This is a genomic window from Cytobacillus sp. FSL W7-1323, from assembly GCF_038595015.1.
Classification (GTDB): Bacteria; Bacillota; Bacilli; order Bacillales; family Cytobacillaceae; genus Cytobacillus; species Cytobacillus kochii.
Genome location: NZ_CP151998.1, coordinates 3,497,790 through 3,514,281, shown reverse-complemented (window position 1 = coordinate 3,514,281; position 16,492 = coordinate 3,497,790). Strand labels below are relative to the sequence as shown.

Sequence of the window (16,492 nt, the reverse complement as noted above, 5' to 3'; positions counted from 1 at the left end):
ATAGAGGTGTAATTATGCGACAAAGAAATAAACCGTGGGCGAGAGAAAAACTTGCCAATTATCCACAATACATTATCCAAGAGCCAAAAGAACAAAAAGGAAAGTGGCAAGTGTGCTTTGGTAATAATCGTCCACTTCATATCGAAATTGGTACGGGAAAAGGTCGTTTTATTACTGGAATGGCAAAACAGAATCCTGAGATTAATTATATTGGTATTGAATTAGCGGAGAGCGTCATTGTAAGTGCGCTAGATCATATTATTGAAGAAGAATTACCAAATGTAAAACTGATGAATATCGATGCAGCAGAGTTACGGGAGGTATTTGAGAAAGGTGAAGTAGATCGGATTTATTTAAACTTCTCAGATCCGTGGCCTAAAAAACGACATGCAAAAAGAAGACTAACTTATCAAACATTCTTATCTCTTTATGAAGATATTCTAACTCCTCAAGGAGAGATTCATTTTAAAACAGATAACCAAGGTCTTTTCGAATATTCTTTAATGAGTTTCTCTCAATACGGAATGATATTGAAATATGTCAGCTTAGACCTTCACCAGAGTGATTATGAAGGAAATATAATGACAGAGTACGAAGAAAAGTTCTCGAATAAAGGTAGTCGTATTTTCCGATGTGAAGTGCAATATCGATAAGGTGAAAATGCCGCTTCACTTAAGAAAGGCTCAGAAAATAGTAACAGGTCTTTATCGTCATGTTGTGTTGGTGATAAAGGCCTTTTTCACTTCTCTAATCATGTTTCTTTGAGTAGACTGCATATCAAGAGTATGTGTTCAAAAAAGCGAAGAGAATACGAGTTCCGTACAAAATCGAATATATGAAAAATTGAAGAATTGTAAGCACATCGATCCTGTAACGGAAGTCAACGGAAAGAGAGTTTCTATGTGAACGATGAATCTCTATTTCTCCTCCTGATTTCAGAACTTTTTAGTGACTATACCCAGTGGCTTAACTGAACTTGTTTTTTCTTTAATTAATGGAATACTGCTTAATAATAGATTTCTTAATATTGCGTAAATATGATAGACTAATGGTGTGAAAGGGAGGGAAAAGAATGGAGACTTTACAAATAGACGATATAAAATTAACTTGGCTTCGTGGTGGTGTCAATCATCTAGATGGGGGAGCGATGTTCGGTGTCGTTCCGAAACCATTATGGTCCAAAAAGTATCCTAGTAATGAAAATAACCAAATTGAGCTACGAACAGATCCTATCCTCATACAATGGAATAATCAATTGCTGTTAGTTGAAAGCGGTTTAGGGATTGGGAAGTTTACAGATAAACAAAAGCGGAATTACGGTGCATGGGAAGAATCGTTTATAGAGGAAGACTTAAGGCAACTAGGTTTTACGACGTCGGATATTGATTATGTTCTTATGACTCATATGCATTTTGATCATGCTTGTGGTTTGACTAAATTAGAAGGAGAATCCTATCATTCTGTATTTCCGAACGCGAAGATTATTTGTTCACAAATCGAATGGGATGAAATGAGAAATCCGAATATTCGCTCACGTAATACATATTGGAAGGAAAATTGGCAGAGTATACAAGAACAAGTAATAACATTTGATAAAGAATGGAGTATGGGACCTGTTCAAATGATTCATACAGGCGGCCATAGTGATGGACATAGCATCATTATCATTGAGGGAAAAGAAGAGTTGCTTATACATATGGCCGATATTATGCCAACACATGCGCATCAAAATGTGCTATGGGTATTGGCGTTTGATGATTATCCGATGGATTCTATCTCTGCAAAACAAAAGTGGATGAAGATAGGATTAGAAAAAGAAGCTTGGTTTAGTTTTTATCATGATGCCTTTTATCGAGCAGTTAAATGGAATCAAGAGGGGAAAGAAATCATCGCAGAAATTAAAAGAGCCAAATAAATAATGAATGCCTGTGCCCATCAACGCATCTGCGTCGATGAGGCTCAGCGCTCATTTAGGAATAAATTAAATAGGATAAGCGTCAATAATGACACCTGTTTTTGCATCGGCAACAAATTCATATTGTTTTACGTCTTCACCAGTATATCTGGATATGCCGCCTTTATACACTTCATAATGTAATTCTTCCTTTTGATAAGGTTCTTTTTCCATATGAATCCATGAACCACTTATTTCCCCATTCTCTTTGAAGGCATCTTTTGCATTTTGTAATGCCTTCTCAGGTGACGCTGCTATTTTCTCTGTCATTACCTCGCGCGTAATATATCCTCCAACAAGACCGACCCCTACACCTAAAACAAATGATTTCCAACTCATAATTAAACCTCCATTATTAAAAAGTATCTACATAATCTTTTAGATGTTTTGCTATGCTAATTGCTTCACTTTTATCTTAGCAAAGAATTGAATATTTAAAAACTAATTAACTTTCCTAATGGTGGCACCCGTCATAAAAGTTATGTAGAATGGTAATATACATAGGATTCAATATAGTCAAATAATAGGAGTGGGAAATAATGAATGAGAAGACTTTAGAACTATTTAAAACATTAACAGAACTTCCCGGAGCAGCTGGTAACGAACACTTAGTTAGAAATTTTATGAGAGAAGAGCTTAGTAAATATTCAGATGAAATTGTTCAAGATCATTTAGGAAGTATTTTTGGTGTGAAAAAAGGTGCTGAAACAGATCCTACGATTATGGTTGCAGGTCATATGGATGAAGTAGGTTTTATGGTAACTGCTATTACAGATAATGGCATGATCAGATTTCAAACATTAGGTGGCTGGTGGAGCCAGGTATTATTGGCACAAAGGGTGCAGATTATGACTGCTAACGGACCGGTAATTGGGGTGATTGGTTCTATCCCTCCTCATTTATTAGATGATACGGCAAAAAATAAGCCGATGGATATAAAGAATATGTTGATTGATATCGGGGCTGACAATAAAGAAGATGCAAGAGAAATCGGTATCAAACCGGGACAACAAATTGTTCCTATTTGTCCATTTACACCAATGGCGAATCCGAAGAAAATTTTGGCGAAGGCTTGGGATAATCGCTATGGGTGTGGTCTTGCTATCGAATTACTTGAGGAGATAAAAGATGAGAAACTACCTATTAATTTATGGTCTGGTGCGACTGTACAAGAAGAAGTAGGCTTAAGAGGTGCAAAAACAGCTGCTAATATGATTAAACCGGATCTTTTCTTTGCGCTTGATGCAAGTCCTGCCAATGATATGACTGGTAAAAAGGACGAGTTCGGACAGTTAGGGAAAGGTACATTATTAAGAATACTTGATCGCTCAATGGTTACACATCGCGGTTTGAGAGAATTTATTCTAGATACGGCTGAAAGTCATCAGATTCCATATCAATACTTTGTTTCTCCTGGTGGAACGGATGCAGGCAGTGTTCACTTAACAAATAATGGTGTCCCAAGTGCAGTTGTTGGTATTTGTTCAAGATACATTCATACGCACGGTTCAATTATCCATATAGATGATTATGCTGCTGCGAAAGAACTACTTGTCACATTGATAAAATCACTTGATCGCACAACAGTTGAAACCATTCGTCAAAACAGTTAGAATTTCAAATAAGTAACATGGGACTTCTTTACAAGAGGTCCTTTTTAAGTTTTGCATTGGCAATGAGTATATCAGGATGATTTTTAATATATTTATTTTAGGAGGGGCTATCATGAAGATCTATATTGGATCGAAAAACCCTACAAAAGTACAGGCCGTTAAAAATATTTTCATTGAAAATAGTGATGTTATTGCTGTTGATGTTGCATCTAATGTAGCTAAACAACCAATGACTGATCAAGAAACGATTCAAGGAGCAATTAACAGGGCGAAGGGTGCCTTATATGAAGGCGATGGAGTCATTGGCATTGGCCTAGAAGGTGGTGTACAGCAAACAGATTATGGTCTATTCTTATGTAATTGGGGTGCACTTGCAGTAGAAGGGCATACGCCAATTGTTGCAGGTGGAGCAAGAATTCTTTTACCAGATTCTATAGCGCAGCGTCTGATTGAAGGAGAGGAACTGGGACCAGTCATGGATGATTTTACGAATAAAAATAATATCCGTAGCCAAGAAGGAGCAATAGGGGTATTTACTGAAAATCAAATCAACCGCGAAGAAATGTTTACCCATCTTGTTAAGCTATTGTATGGTCAATGGCAATATCGCAATAGAGGTGAATAAAGCCTTTTGCAATAAATTAACCAGCCCATTTCATTTTAGGGCTGGTTTTTATTTAAGATGCATATGATGTGTTTTCTGCAAAAGTCTCAAAAATATACCCACCACATGAATGGTGGCAGGTAGGGAATAGTCTACTATTTTTCCTCAAAAATATAAGAAAGTACTTTAATGGCCTGATTAACCGTTTCCACTGTAACATTTGCTTTACTTGATAATTCTTTCAGAGGGTGGTGGAGTTCTTCTGGCCGAATGAGGATAAGCGGTTTGTTTTGGTTGATTGCTGCACTTGCATCCATAGCAGTATTCCATTGCTTATACTTTTCGCCAAATAAGGCAATCACTAAATCAGATTTTTTCAATAAAAGCTCAGTGCGTAAATTATTGATATTTGAAGCTGCTTCGTCTTTGAAAATAGCATTAGGCTGCTTACCAAGGATTTCCTCCCCAATGAAGTCACTGCGATCGTGATTCTCCATAGGTCCGAAAAAATGAACCGGTAACTGTAGTGATTTGGCTTTATCCTTCAGTTCTTCACGCCAGTTAGAATGAATTTCCCCAGCTAAATATACATTCAGTTCCATTGTCTTCCTCCTCTACACTTTTACTTATTCTAACATCAAATGGATTGATAGTGAAAATATGTGCACTGCTTATTTTGTTTGATACTGTATGTGCTAAATGGCTATTTTCTGTTCCGATGCTTAACTCCTTTCTAAAAATAAAAGTTACCCTTTACTTAATGTCGTTCATCTATTGAAGAACAGATCTTTCGAACAATCGCGCATTAAGATAGTCTATTTCATTATTAGAAGGCTTGTATGGCGGCTAATTCTAATGGTATTAACTATTTCATCAAATGAAGTATGAATATGAGAAGATGAAGAAAGAATGTGGACAAGTATCTACTGAACGTTTTTGAAGAAATACAAATGGTCATCCCATTCATTTTATTTTTGAATGGTATAAAACTTTAAGGTTGTAACTCCCTCTATTAATATCTTAATGAAATAAAAATTAAGATATTACATATGTCTTTACATGTGATAAGATAATATGGTGTTAAATGAACATAATGATGGAGGAATTATACATGAACGCTTTTCTTAATAAGAAGGGAGTAAAACTGTCTCTAAAGGTATATTTTATAGACGCTATGGGGAGTATGGCTTTAGGATTGTTCTCCACTTTAATTATAGGGTTGATTATTAAAACTATTGGTGAACAATTACAACTAGGCATGATTTCTAATGTAATGATTGAAATGGGTACAATGGCAATGGGGTTAATGGGTCCTGCGATCGGGGTTGCTATTGCGTATAGTTTAAAAGCGCCTCCTCTCGTCTTGTTTGCTTCTTTATTAAGTGGGGCAGCTGGTGCGGTATTAGGTGGACCAGCAGGTAGTTTTGTTGCAGCAATCATCTCTACTGAACTAGGCAAACTAATTAGTAAGGAAACAAAGCTTGATATTATTGTGACACCTTTTGTTGTTGTGTTTTCCGGATATAGTGTAGCGTCTTTAATTGGTCCTTTTATAGATCTTGGAATAAAAAATCTTGGAGCATTGATTATGTGGGGGACAGAGCAGCAACCACTAGTGATGGGAATGATTGTAGCTGTACTAATGGGTCTAGCTTTAACAGCCCCTATATCAGCAGCAGCTATTGCGATGATGCTTGATTTAAATGGTATAGCTGCAGGAGCAGCAACAATTGGTTGTGCTGCTCAAATGGTTGGATTTGCTGTCTCGAGTTATAGGGAGAATAAATTTGGTGGCCTTGTTGCACAAGGGCTAGGAACTTCTATGTTGCAGGTGCCAAATATTATGAGAAATCCATTCATACTCATCCCACCCACAATTGCAGGGCTTTTACTTGCGCCAATTGGCATTATTATTTTTAATATGGAAAGTATTGCTGCTGGTGCGGGAATGGGTACGAGTGGCTTAGTCGGCCAAATAATGACTTTTACAACAATGGGATTTAATCTTACTGTACTATTAAAAGTGATTGTAATACATTTTATTGGACCTGCAATCATTAGCTTGATAATATCAGAATATATGAGAAAAAAAGGCTGGATTAAATTCGGCGATATGAAGCTTGATATGGGAGATGAAAAACAATGAGAAAATTAGCGTCAATGGAAGAATATGAGCAATTAAAGGAAAACGGAAAATATATTTTAATGTTTTCAGCACAGTGGTGCGGGGATTGCCGGTTTATTGAACCGTTTATGCCTGAAGTAGCTGATAAGTATAAAGAGTTTACATTTATTTATGTAGATCGCGATGAGTTCATCGATCTTTGTGTGGAACTTGATATTTTCGGCATTCCGAGCTTTGTAGCTATCGAAAATGGTAAAGAGCTTGGTCGTTTTGTCAGTAAGGATCGTAAAACACAAGATGAAATTGAGGAATTTATTGCAGCGCTTTAAAAATAGATTTGCACGGCTCCTTATAAGGGCCGTTTTTTTATTTTTACAATACGAATTTGGAGATCATCGGTGTTATTTCTTGTTCACACCACGAATCAATGACAATCTTGTTTGAATGGCAAATGAATCCACCCTGTATATCAATAAAAGGTATTTTGTTCATTCCTTTATATCGTTTTTCCCACGAAATAGGTTGGTTGTTTTGATAGGATAGATGGAGATATTTGTTCTACATGGATAATAGCCATATCATCGGTTATGGAAGCGGGACACTTTTGTTTCTGCTCATTTTAGTGTAAACTAAGTACCGAAAATCTTCCCTGTAAGGAGGGATAAGAATGAAGAATAAAATGACAAGTAAGCGTATGAAAGAAGAATTAGAAAAGCGTCTTCATAAAGAGGATCGCCTAATGACTTTCGATAGAGAAAAAGATCAATTACGTATAGAAAATAAACATACTGGCAAAGGGATTACGATAGAATTGCCTGGCATTGTCGCGAGATATCAAGAGCAAAAGGAAAAAGCAATTGATGAGGTTGTTTATTATGTAGAAGAAGGCTTAGAAGCCATGACAGGAGAACAACGTTTTTCCGGTAAAGAGAAAAACATTTTTCCCGTTATTCGCTCAACTTCCTTTCCACTAGAAACAGGTGATGAAGTACCCTTTGTATATGATGAGCATACCGCAGAAACGCGAATTTTTTATGCGCTTGACTTAGGGAGCACTTACCGATTAATTGATGAAAAATTGCTTCAAAAAGAAGGCTGGGAAAAAGAGCGAATAAAAGAAGTTGCTCAGTTTAATGTTCGGTCGCTTTCTACAGAAATGAAAATAGATCAAGTAGCTGGTAACGATTTTTATTTCCTCAATAAAAAAGATGGGTATGATGCTAGTCGTATCTTAAACGAGTCTTTTCTCAAAAATATGGCGACAAAGGTCAAAGGAAATATGGCTGTAGCTGTTCCTCATCAAGATGTATTAATTATTGCTGATATTATGAATGAAACAGGATACGATATCCTGGCACAAATGACAATGAGCTTTTTTGCAAGTGGTCATGTACCAATTACAGCTCTGTCTTTCTTATATGAAGATGGGGAGTTAGAACCAATATTTATTTTAGGCAAGAATAAAAAGAAACAATAACCATGGAAATGGGTCGCTATAGGCGGTCCATTTTTCATTTGTGTGTCATCTTTTTCAATGATATCAAAAACTTATCAAAGATAACTCAGATTACATAATTGCTATCATTCTTAGTAGGTTTACTGATAGAATGTAAGTTAGAACAGAAAAGGAAGTTGATAGAATGAATTGGTTTAAAAGAATAAAAGCCTACTTTAATGGCTATGATGCCGATGAGTTCAAGGAATATGATCCAACGAATACAACTCAAGAAGATAAACCTACAAATAACACTAATAAAATTCAAACTAAAGAACCATATGAAACACATAGAGAGATAGAAGCAAAAGTAATTTATCAATATCCAAAAGGTGAATTTCGTTTTCCTCTCATCCCAGATGAGACACGGGAAAGAAGAAAGCCAAGAGAACGTGAAAATAAATTAGCAGACGAAAAGCCAAAAGATAGCAAAAATCTTCAAACAAGACAAAGAAGAAGTCATTCAACAAAAGAAAATATTGAAAATCAGCAAGAAAATCATCGTCCATTAGAAAAGAAACAAATAAAAAAAACGGAAATTAAGCTGAATGCAGGGCCATTTAAACCATCAGAAATTCCTTCTCCTATATATGGTTTTGGTCAAAGAAAAAGTCAAATAAAAGAGGAAACGAAACTTGAACAGTATGAAAGAATAGAACCTACTGAATATGACCTTGGTATTGCTCGTGGCAGAAAAGAATCTGCTTCACTTGAAGAACAATACAATCAATTGTCTCTTTACGATGAGCCGGAACAAGTGAATGTGAGGGTGGAAGAAGACCTGATAGTGGCGACTAACAATGAGCCGGAACAAGTGAATGTGAGGGTGGAAGAAGACCCGATAGTGACGACTAACAATGAGCCGGAACAAGTGGATGAGAGGGTGGAAGAAGCCCCGATTGTCGCGACTAACAATGAGCCGGAACAAGTGATAGCATCCTTTCAGGTCGAAGATGAGCTAACAGTTTCACAAAATCAAACTGCTGTCGCACTTGAAAAATCCATTCCTTATTCGAACCAGTATGAAGAAGTTGAAGAAAAACGGATGTATGAAGATGTGGCACAGGATGAAGGTCAAACAAACATACATAGCATGGAAGATGCTCACGCTAATGTGGAAGAAGAGTTAGAAACTGAAACGTCGTCTCATCAACCACAGAAGCGGAGTCATCTGCCCTTTAATGTAATGATGTTGCAATCGGATAGGAAAAAGTTAAATGTCAATGAGACACCAAAATTCCATCCATCGTCACAGGTAAAAAAAAATGACTTTTATAGAGATGAGGAAATAGAAGAAAATTTGCCTAATTATGTCTTCCCGTCTATGAGGTTGTTAGATCCTCCAGTTAATATGGACACAGATGAAGAATGGTTATTAGAACAAGAGGAATTATTAAATGCCACCCTACATCACTTCAATGTCCGAGCGCATGTGATACAAGTAACGAAAGGTCCTGCGGTTACTCGTTTTGAAGTGCAACCAGAGCCTGGAGTGAAAGTAAATAAAATTACAAACCTAGCTGATGATATCAAACTCAGTCTTGCTGCAAGGGATATTAGAATAGAAGCACCTATCCCTGGAAAACACGCGATAGGCATAGAAGTGCCTAACCAAAAGAGTAGACCTGTACAAATTAGCGAAATCATTCATAGTGAAGAGTTTATGCAATCAGAGTCACCACTAACTGCTGTATTAGGTCTAGATATTGCTGGTGATCCAATTGTCACAGATTTACGCAAAATGCCCCATGGTTTAATTGCAGGTGCAACAGGATCTGGTAAAAGTGTTTGTATTAATTCTATTCTTATTAGTCTTTTATACAAAGCTGATCCTGAGGAGTTAAAGCTCTTGCTCATTGATCCTAAAATGGTAGAATTAGCACCATACAATCAAATACCACATCTTGTTAGTCCGGTCATAACCGATGTAAAAGCAGCAACAGCCTCACTGAAGTGGGCGGTAGAAGAAATGGAAAGAAGGTATGAATTATTTGCTCATTCGGGCGTACGAGATATTAATCGTTACAATGATTATGCAGAGGCAAATAAGCAATACCATCAAAAACTGCCGTATATTGTCATTGTCATAGATGAATTAGCCGATTTAATGATGATGTCTCCAGCGGATGTTGAGGAAGCCATCTGTCGTATCGCTCAAAAGGCAAGGGCCTGTGGGATTCACTTAATTATTGCGACTCAAAGACCATCAGTTGATGTTATCACGGGTCTCATTAAGGCAAATGTACCAACAAGAATTGCTTTTTCTGTCTCTTCACAAGTGGATTCGCGGACAATAATAGATATTAGTGGTGCTGAAAAGCTATTGGGTAGAGGAGATATGCTCTTTTTAGAAAACGGTTCATCAAAGCCAGTTCGCTTGCAAGGAACTTTTGTTTCTGATCAAGAAATTGATGATGTCGTAGCACATGTTAGGAAAGAGCAGAAACCACAATATTTATTTGAACAAGATGAGTTATTAAAGAAAGCGAAAGTAAGCGAAGAAACAGATGAATTATTCTTTGAAGCATGTTATTTTGTGATTGATCATCAGGCGGCATCGGCTTCTATGTTACAAAGAAGGTTTAAAATTGGTTATAACAGAGCAGCACGCTTAATAGATATGATGGAGGAACAAGGCTTCGTATCTGAAAATCGGGGCAGTAAGCCAAGAGATGTCCTCATTACTGAAATGGAACTAAATGAAATTGAACAAAATAGTGAATGATGTTAGAAGAAAGGTAAGGAAGGGTCATGATGGTTGAAAATGATACACCCATCGTTCATTTGCACAAGTTTCGTGATAAAAAGCAACTGCAAGGTGAGGAAGCTAGTTTTCAGTTAATTGAAAAGGTTAAAAGGTACAGTGAACGCCACTTAAATATTCGTGAGATGGTCCGTGCAAAGCATATTTTTAAACTACACCTCCAATTAAAGGAGGAGGATGAAATTCCATCAAGTATGTACCAGCTATTTACGGATTGGTTAATTTTTGACTACCAAACCATTCATGGGGTTAGCGTGTTTCAGCTATTTTTACAGAGACAAAGAACTCAGATGCATGAATATGAAATGATTCAAGCTGCCCTATGTATGGCTGCTGTTATGGAACCATTGTTAATTACAAACTATGATGGAAAGACTATAGTTGGATATGATTTAAATGAGGAAGAACAAGTTGTATCTTTAAATAAAGTGGAGCATTCTTCTTTAACTATCGTAAGAGGAACGGTTGTTTTTTTAAGGAGAATTCCTGGTATAAAGAATAATTTCGCTTTCACCCCTCTCCTACTATGTCAAGATGTTCATCCTTTTAGTGAATTACGTACAAACTATCAAAGAATGGGCAAAAAAGATACATTGAGATCTTTTTTAAAGCACAGAGCATTGGACATATTACCAGAAAGCCAATATTGGGAAGTAGTGAGTCAATAGTCCTCGTTCTTATTGTCTAAAAACAAACAACCTTTTTAGGTAGAAAAGGCTGTTATACTGTACTGTAGGTAAGAAAATGCTAATGCTTTATAAGTTGAAAAAAATTATAATGATCGGGACAAGTGATACATAGTTTTTCAAAGGGAATAATGATATAATGTTTAAATGTGAATTAAAAAGAACTATGGAAACTTGAAATAAACGATTATGAGCAAAAATAGATATATGTCATATACTGTTTTACAGATATACGATGGTTGGAGGTTTCTTTATATGACTATTTACCATTTCGTCGGTATTAAAGGGTCAGGGATGAGTGCACTTGCACAAATTCTACATGATATGAATTATAATGTTCAAGGATCAGACGTTGAAAAGCACTTCTTCACACAAGTGGCACTTGAGGAAGCTGGAATAAAAATTTTGCCATTTAATAAAAATAATATACAACCTGGCTTAACAATCATTGCCGGTAATGCATTCCCTGATACACATGAGGAAATAGAAGAAGCGACAAGACTTGGTTTACCAATCATTCGCTATCACAAGTTCCTCGGTGATTTCATGAAGAATTTTACAAGTATCGCTGTTACAGGAGCACATGGTAAAACTTCTACGACTGGGTTGCTTGCACATGTACTTACAGGTGCGAATCCTACTGCTTATCTGATTGGTGATGGTACTGGGAGAGGAAATAAACTGGCCGAATATTTTGCTTTTGAAGCATGTGAATATCGCCGCCACTTCTTGTCATACCATCCGGATTATTGCATCATGACAAATATTGATTTTGATCATCCAGATTATTTTGCAAGTCTTGATGATGTTTTTTCTGCGTTTCAAGAAATGTCATTACAAGTGAAAAAAGGGATTTTCGCTTGTGGTGATGATGAACAATTACAAAAAGTGCAAGCAAAAGTACCTGTTGTTTTTTACGGTTTTGGTGAAGAAAATGACTTTCAAGCAAGAAATGTCATCAAGTCAACAAGCGGTACAACCTTTGATGTATTTGTAAGGAATACCTTCTATAATACGTTCACGATCAAATCATACGGAGATCATAACATCTTAAATGCTTTAAGCGTGATTGCCGTGTGTCATTACGAAGATATTGATGCTTCGATTGTTCAAGAGCAGCTCCTCACTTTTGGAGGAGTAAAGAGACGATTTACAGAAAAACAAATTGGTGATCAAGTCATTATCGATGATTACGCTCACCATCCGACTGAAATAAAAGCAACAATTGAAGCAGCGCGTCAAAAATACCCTGATAAAGAAATCATCGGTGTTTTCCAACCGCATACCTTCACAAGGACACAAACATTCTTAGATGATTTTGCTTCAAGTTTAAACTTGGCAGACCAAGTGTATCTATGTGAAATCTTTGGATCCGCTAGGGAAATCCACGGAAAGCTTTCTATTGAAGATTTACAAGCAAAAGTCGATGGTGCTGTTATTTTAAACGAAGACGATACGAATATCTTAAAAGATCACCACGATGGTGTCTTAATCTTTATGGGTGCAGGCGACATTCAAAAATTCCAGAAAGCATACGAAATGCAACTATAAGCGAGTAGTTCCTCATGTGAGTGGGGGACTATTTTTTGTTTTATAAATTCAATTTGTGGTTCAATTCCATTAGAGCAAAAAAGGAATTTGTGCGTGCAATTGAAGTGAAATCGGCAAAGATAGCTGCGTAATTTTTGAGTTGCACTCACATCAGGCCGTCGAAAACGACACAACAATCATTTTTTCTTCAAATACTCTCCTTAATCAATTACTTTGAACTAAGTAAATTTGAATGATGAAAGTTGATGGTATTCATTTTCTTACTATTTTGATAAAATATAATATAAAAAAATGACGGATAAATTACGGGGGAATGAGTATGCGAAAAAATATATTAAAGGTATGTGTTCAACAAGATGATATTGATCATTTAGGACACATGAATTATATGAAGTATCTTGTCTATTTAGAGAAGGGAGTATCTAACTGGTATAGAGAAATTGGCATTGGAAGAGAGCAATTAGATCAACAGCATTTAGGAACAGTAATGGTTAACTTTGATGTTACCTATAAAAAAGAGGCACGGGTGAATGAAGAACTCACAATTTTCACAGAATTGCGTAACGTAGGTAATAAAAGCTTTTATATTTATCAAGAAATATATAATGAGAATCAAGAGCTATTAACAACATGTAAGAAGACATTTGTCATGTTTAATACAATTACAAGACAGGGTGTACCTGTTGTTAAGGAAATTACAGAATTAGTAAATAGGGAAAATTATAACAATTAAATCCGAAGAATATGGCAATACATAAATAACCACGAACAAAAATTTGTTCGTGGTACATGGAAAAAGTCGAATTTGTTAGCTTATTTTAAGTTTTCTGGATTGAGAGCTTCTAATTCTGCAATTACAAATTTGCCGTCTTTGCGGATTAATTGATCATCGAAGTAGATTTCTCCACCACCATAATCAGGACGTTGGATATTGACTAAGTCCCAATGGATATTTGATTTGTTCCCATTATATGCTTCGTCATAACATTGTCCTGGTGTGAAGTGAAAGCTACCGTCAATTTTTTCATCAAAAAGGATATCTTGCATTGGGTGTAGAATATAAGGGTTAACACCAATAGCAAATTCTCCAACAAAGCGAGCTCCCTCATCTGTATCGAATATTTTGTTAATACGCTCAGTATCATTAGCAGTGGCCTCAATGATTTTACCATTCTCGAAAGTTAGTTTTACATTTTCGAACGTAAAACCGTTATATGGAGATGGTGTGTTATAAGAAATAACTCCATTCACTGAATCACGCACTGGAGCGGTATAAACTTCACCATCTGGTATATTCATTTGTCCAGAACATTTAATAGCTGGGATATCTTTAATTGAAAAACTTAAATCAGTCCCAGGTCCTGTTAAGCGAACTTTATCTGTTTTATTCATCAATGAAACGAGATTGTCCATGGCTGCATCCATTTTACTGTAGTCTAAGTTACATACATCAAAGTAAAAGTCTTCGAATGCTTCCACGCTCATTTTAGCTAATTGAGCCATTGAAGCGTTTGGATAGCGGAGTACGACCCATTTTGTTTTTGGCACGCGAATTTCTCTATGTACCTTTTGGCCGATTGTTGATCCGTGAATACGCATTTTTTCATCTGGTACATCTGCTTGTTCGTTAATGTTATTTCCAGAACGTAAACCAATATAAGCATCCATTTGGCTCATGACATTTGCTTCAAATGAAGCCATCATATTATATTGTTCTTCATTTGCGCCGAATAAAAGTGCGCGGTCAACTGTATTATCTTTTATCGTGACAAAAGGGTGACCACCAGCGGCGTAGGCTTCTTTTACAAGAGCAGTTACAAGTTCTTTTTGTAAACCGAAGTTCTCAATGAGAACCTTTTCTCCTTTTTGTAAACCAATTGAATAATTAATTAAGTTCTTAGCTAATTGTTCAATACGAGGATCTTTCATTACATATCCCTCCGAATAAAAAATTGATTACTACCTTCTTATTGTAACCTAAAGTGGGATGTTTGTTCGAAAATAACTAGAGAAAAAGACAGAATAAATGATTTTCTTAGGATAAAATAGATAAGTAAGGTTCCCGTTAGGTCTAATCGCTTCATTTAAGTAATTGTTTATATTATGATAATATTTACAGATAAAATAAAAAGGATTATTTGGAAAGAGCGTTTATTCTCTCATAATTGGGGAAAAGCAATAATAGATTAAATACTTTGCTCTTTTCTTTGAATCATTCTTATTTTGAAAATACGGAGGTGTGCCTAATGGAAATTATCTTGTATTTGAGTGTAGCGGTTATTGCCATTGCTTTTTTAGTTTTAGTCATCTACCTTTCTAAAACACTCTCATCGCTACAAGTAACGTTAACAAGTGTATCTAAGACATTAGACGGGTTAGAAAAACAGCTTGATGGAGTGACCAAGGAAACAACAGTACTCTTACATAAAACGAATGCATTAGCAGAAGATATTCAAAAGAAATCTGAAAGCTTGAATAATGTTGTTGGTGCCGTAAAAGAAGTAGGGGACTCAGTAAGAACCTTTAATGGTTCTATTCAAAATATATCATCTTCAGTCAGTCAGCAGCTAGAGTCGAATAAAGAAAAAGTTGCACAAGCTATTAGCTGGGGTAATGTTATCTTAGAATTAAGAGAGAAATATAAACAACGTAAGCAAGCACCAGCGCAAACCTATACAGCTGAGGATCCTATCCCAGTTCCTAGCAAGAAAAGAGAAAGAGCAAGGTCATAAATTCAATTTGGAGGATGATAATGATGAGTAACCAAGATCGTCAAGAAAATGAATCAAAACAAGTGGCCAAAAATGAAGATAGCATCAATACAAAGGATTTCGTCATCGGAGCACTAATTGGTGGTATTGTAGGTGCTGGTACAGCATTATTACTTGCACCTAAATCAGGTAAGGAACTAATAAGTGATATTAATACACAAGCTTCTCAATTAAAGGAAAAATCTAGCCATATCGCTGATACTGCTAAAGTAAAAGGTACTGAATGGGTTCAGGTTGCTAAAGAAAAAAGCAATGAAATTGTCCAATCAGCAAAAGAAAAATCTAGTGACTTACAACAAACAGTCTCAAAGCAGTCTGCAGATATGAAAGATAAAATTAAACAAATGACTGCAAAAGATGACGCAGTAGCTGAAGAAAATGCTCCAACATCGGAAGCAGAAGCACAAAAGAGATTAGAAGAAACGAAAGTAGCTTTTGACCAAACAGAAGAAAAAGTAAATCAATAGTATTCAATAAAGCGGTAAAGAGCCATCTATTCTTTACCGCTTTATTATGATCTCGATTTGTCATAGGTGCTTCTTTTTTAGTAAAATAATGTGAGGTATACCATAATTATAATAAGAGAGGTAATTCAAATGGAAAGATTAAATACAAAAGAAGCATTTAAACAAGCACTGCAAGAGAATGAGAAGATGTTATTACTTAAGCACAGTAACACTTGCCCAATCAGCGCAGATGCTTACGAGCAATATGAAAAATACACAAATGAAAATAGTGATGTGAAAGCTTATTACTTAGTTGTTCAAGAAGATCGCCCATTGTCAAACGAGATTGCAGAAATATTTGAAGTAAAACACGAATCTCCACAAGCTTTTCTTTTTGTTAATAAAGAAGTGGCTTGGCATACATCCCACCGTAAAATTACATATGATACCCTAAATGAGGCTGTACAAGCTTAAGGAAGTTAT

Annotated in this window: 17 protein-coding genes; 14 read left to right on the top strand and 3 right to left on the bottom strand. The window is 36.0% G+C overall.

All coding sequences use genetic code 11. The annotated features are described in order from the left end of the window. Window positions 1-14 precede the first annotated feature (14 nt). Together trmB and MKX67_RS17640 are read left to right on the top strand one after the other, a co-directional pair. Window positions 15-653 carry a tRNA (guanosine(46)-N7)-methyltransferase TrmB gene (gene trmB / locus MKX67_RS17645; protein WP_342488508.1) on the top strand — a complete coding sequence of 213 codons (639 nt, stop codon included), beginning with the start codon at window positions 15-17 and terminating at the stop codon, window positions 651-653. Window positions 654-1,072: 419 nt separating this feature from the next. Beyond that, the gene (locus MKX67_RS17640) at window positions 1,073-1,915 is read left to right on the top strand and encodes an MBL fold metallo-hydrolase (protein WP_095372214.1); all 843 of its coding nucleotides are present in this window, start codon (window positions 1,073-1,075) and stop codon (window positions 1,913-1,915) included. A gap of 66 nt (window positions 1,916-1,981) precedes the next feature. On the opposite strand, the gene MKX67_RS17635 is transcribed toward MKX67_RS17640, so the two are convergent. Next, window positions 1,982-2,293 carry a PepSY domain-containing protein gene (locus MKX67_RS17635; protein ID WP_095372215.1) on the bottom strand — a complete coding sequence of 104 codons (312 nt, stop codon included), beginning with the start codon at window positions 2,291-2,293 and terminating at the stop codon, window positions 1,982-1,984. A 200-nt stretch (window positions 2,294-2,493) separates the two neighbouring features. On the opposite strand from MKX67_RS17635, the gene MKX67_RS17630 reads away from it, so the two are divergent. Then, entirely contained in the window at window positions 2,494-3,567 is a 1,074-nt protein-coding gene (locus tag MKX67_RS17630; RefSeq protein ID WP_095372216.1) for a M42 family metallopeptidase, read from the top strand. Window positions 3,568-3,679: 112 nt separating this feature from the next. Continuing rightward, the gene (locus MKX67_RS17625; protein WP_095372217.1) at window positions 3,680-4,192 is read left to right on the top strand and encodes a DUF84 family protein; all 513 of its coding nucleotides are present in this window, start codon (window positions 3,680-3,682) and stop codon (window positions 4,190-4,192) included. A 134-nt stretch (window positions 4,193-4,326) separates the two neighbouring features. Here MKX67_RS17625 and MKX67_RS17620 read toward each other — a convergent pair whose 3' ends face one another. Further along, window positions 4,327-4,773 (bottom strand): YtoQ family protein, encoded by a 447-nt coding sequence (locus MKX67_RS17620; RefSeq protein WP_095372218.1) that lies wholly within the window; start codon window positions 4,771-4,773, stop codon window positions 4,327-4,329. Window positions 4,774-5,282: 509 nt separating this feature from the next. On the opposite strand from MKX67_RS17620, the gene MKX67_RS17615 reads away from it, so the two are divergent. The 7 genes from MKX67_RS17615 (at window position 5,283) to MKX67_RS17585 (ending at window position 13,525) form a co-directional block, all read left to right on the top strand. Further along, the gene (locus tag MKX67_RS17615) at window positions 5,283-6,317 is read left to right on the top strand and encodes a PTS sugar transporter subunit IIC (protein ID WP_095372219.1); all 1,035 of its coding nucleotides are present in this window, start codon (window positions 5,283-5,285) and stop codon (window positions 6,315-6,317) included. After that, window positions 6,314-6,625: a thioredoxin family protein gene (locus tag MKX67_RS17610; protein WP_095372220.1), complete on the top strand. Its 312-nt coding sequence runs from the start codon at window positions 6,314-6,316 to the stop codon at window positions 6,623-6,625. The genes MKX67_RS17615 and MKX67_RS17610 overlap by 4 nt, the downstream gene beginning before the upstream one ends. Window positions 6,626-6,963: 338 nt before the next feature. Next, window positions 6,964-7,773 carry a DUF1444 domain-containing protein gene (locus MKX67_RS17605; protein WP_224938783.1) on the top strand — a complete coding sequence of 270 codons (810 nt, stop codon included), beginning with the start codon at window positions 6,964-6,966 and terminating at the stop codon, window positions 7,771-7,773. Window positions 7,774-7,936: 163 nt separating this feature from the next. Next, on the top strand, window positions 7,937-10,516 hold the full coding sequence (locus tag MKX67_RS17600) for a DNA translocase FtsK (protein ID WP_342488505.1): 2,580 nt from the start codon (window positions 7,937-7,939) through the stop codon (window positions 10,514-10,516). Between the two features lie 29 nt (window positions 10,517-10,545). Continuing rightward, complete coding sequence (locus MKX67_RS17595; protein WP_095372222.1) at window positions 10,546-11,223, top strand: hypothetical protein; 678 nt, start codon at window positions 10,546-10,548, stop codon at window positions 11,221-11,223. Between the two features lie 273 nt (window positions 11,224-11,496). Then, the gene (murC, locus tag MKX67_RS17590) at window positions 11,497-12,792 is read left to right on the top strand and encodes a UDP-N-acetylmuramate--L-alanine ligase (protein ID WP_095372223.1); all 1,296 of its coding nucleotides are present in this window, start codon (window positions 11,497-11,499) and stop codon (window positions 12,790-12,792) included. Between the two features lie 319 nt (window positions 12,793-13,111). After that, window positions 13,112-13,525: an acyl-CoA thioesterase gene (locus tag MKX67_RS17585; RefSeq protein ID WP_342488504.1), complete on the top strand. Its 414-nt coding sequence runs from the start codon at window positions 13,112-13,114 to the stop codon at window positions 13,523-13,525. An 80-nt stretch (window positions 13,526-13,605) separates the two neighbouring features. Here the strand turns inward: MKX67_RS17585 and MKX67_RS17580 are convergent, their stop codons facing one another. Then, entirely contained in the window at window positions 13,606-14,721 is a 1,116-nt protein-coding gene (locus tag MKX67_RS17580) for an aminopeptidase (RefSeq protein ID WP_095372225.1), read from the bottom strand. A gap of 317 nt (window positions 14,722-15,038) precedes the next feature. On the opposite strand from MKX67_RS17580, the gene MKX67_RS17575 reads away from it, so the two are divergent. The 3 genes from MKX67_RS17575 (at window position 15,039) to ytxJ (ending at window position 16,483) form a co-directional block, all read left to right on the top strand. Beyond that, window positions 15,039-15,524, top strand: coding sequence for a DUF948 domain-containing protein (locus tag MKX67_RS17575; RefSeq protein ID WP_095372226.1), 486 nt, complete (start codon window positions 15,039-15,041; stop codon window positions 15,522-15,524). A gap of 23 nt (window positions 15,525-15,547) precedes the next feature. Then, window positions 15,548-16,030: a YtxH domain-containing protein gene (locus MKX67_RS17570; protein WP_095373626.1), complete on the top strand. Its 483-nt coding sequence runs from the start codon at window positions 15,548-15,550 to the stop codon at window positions 16,028-16,030. Between the two features lie 129 nt (window positions 16,031-16,159). Then, window positions 16,160-16,483 carry a bacillithiol system redox-active protein YtxJ gene (ytxJ, locus tag MKX67_RS17565; protein WP_095372227.1) on the top strand — a complete coding sequence of 108 codons (324 nt, stop codon included), beginning with the start codon at window positions 16,160-16,162 and terminating at the stop codon, window positions 16,481-16,483. Window positions 16,484-16,492 lie beyond the last annotated feature (9 nt).

What these genes read in the sequence shown, in the direction of transcription:
- trmB (WP_342488508.1), top strand. Translation starts at nt 15, where the DNA reads ATGCGACAAAGAAATAAACCGTGGGCGAGAGAAAAACTTGCCAATTAT.
- MKX67_RS17640 (WP_095372214.1), top strand. Translation starts at nt 1,073, where the DNA reads ATGGAGACTTTACAAATAGACGATATAAAATTAACTTGGCTTCGTGGT.
- MKX67_RS17635 (WP_095372215.1), bottom strand. Translation starts at nt 2,293, where the DNA reads ATGAGTTGGAAATCATTTGTTTTAGGTGTAGGGGTCGGTCTTGTTGGA.
- MKX67_RS17630 (WP_095372216.1), top strand. Translation starts at nt 2,494, where the DNA reads ATGAATGAGAAGACTTTAGAACTATTTAAAACATTAACAGAACTTCCC.
- MKX67_RS17625 (WP_095372217.1), top strand. Translation starts at nt 3,680, where the DNA reads ATGAAGATCTATATTGGATCGAAAAACCCTACAAAAGTACAGGCCGTT.
- MKX67_RS17620 (WP_095372218.1), bottom strand. Translation starts at nt 4,773, where the DNA reads ATGGAACTGAATGTATATTTAGCTGGGGAAATTCATTCTAACTGGCGT.
- MKX67_RS17615 (WP_095372219.1), top strand. Translation starts at nt 5,283, where the DNA reads ATGAACGCTTTTCTTAATAAGAAGGGAGTAAAACTGTCTCTAAAGGTA.
- MKX67_RS17610 (WP_095372220.1), top strand. Translation starts at nt 6,314, where the DNA reads ATGAGAAAATTAGCGTCAATGGAAGAATATGAGCAATTAAAGGAAAAC.
- MKX67_RS17605 (WP_224938783.1), top strand. Translation starts at nt 6,964, where the DNA reads ATGAAGAATAAAATGACAAGTAAGCGTATGAAAGAAGAATTAGAAAAG.
- MKX67_RS17600 (WP_342488505.1), top strand. Translation starts at nt 7,937, where the DNA reads ATGAATTGGTTTAAAAGAATAAAAGCCTACTTTAATGGCTATGATGCC.
- MKX67_RS17595 (WP_095372222.1), top strand. Translation starts at nt 10,546, where the DNA reads ATGGTTGAAAATGATACACCCATCGTTCATTTGCACAAGTTTCGTGAT.
- murC (WP_095372223.1), top strand. Translation starts at nt 11,497, where the DNA reads ATGACTATTTACCATTTCGTCGGTATTAAAGGGTCAGGGATGAGTGCA.
- MKX67_RS17585 (WP_342488504.1), top strand. Translation starts at nt 13,112, where the DNA reads ATGCGAAAAAATATATTAAAGGTATGTGTTCAACAAGATGATATTGAT.
- MKX67_RS17580 (WP_095372225.1), bottom strand. Translation starts at nt 14,721, where the DNA reads ATGAAAGATCCTCGTATTGAACAATTAGCTAAGAACTTAATTAATTAT.
- MKX67_RS17575 (WP_095372226.1), top strand. Translation starts at nt 15,039, where the DNA reads ATGGAAATTATCTTGTATTTGAGTGTAGCGGTTATTGCCATTGCTTTT.
- MKX67_RS17570 (WP_095373626.1), top strand. Translation starts at nt 15,548, where the DNA reads ATGAGTAACCAAGATCGTCAAGAAAATGAATCAAAACAAGTGGCCAAA.
- ytxJ (WP_095372227.1), top strand. Translation starts at nt 16,160, where the DNA reads ATGGAAAGATTAAATACAAAAGAAGCATTTAAACAAGCACTGCAAGAG.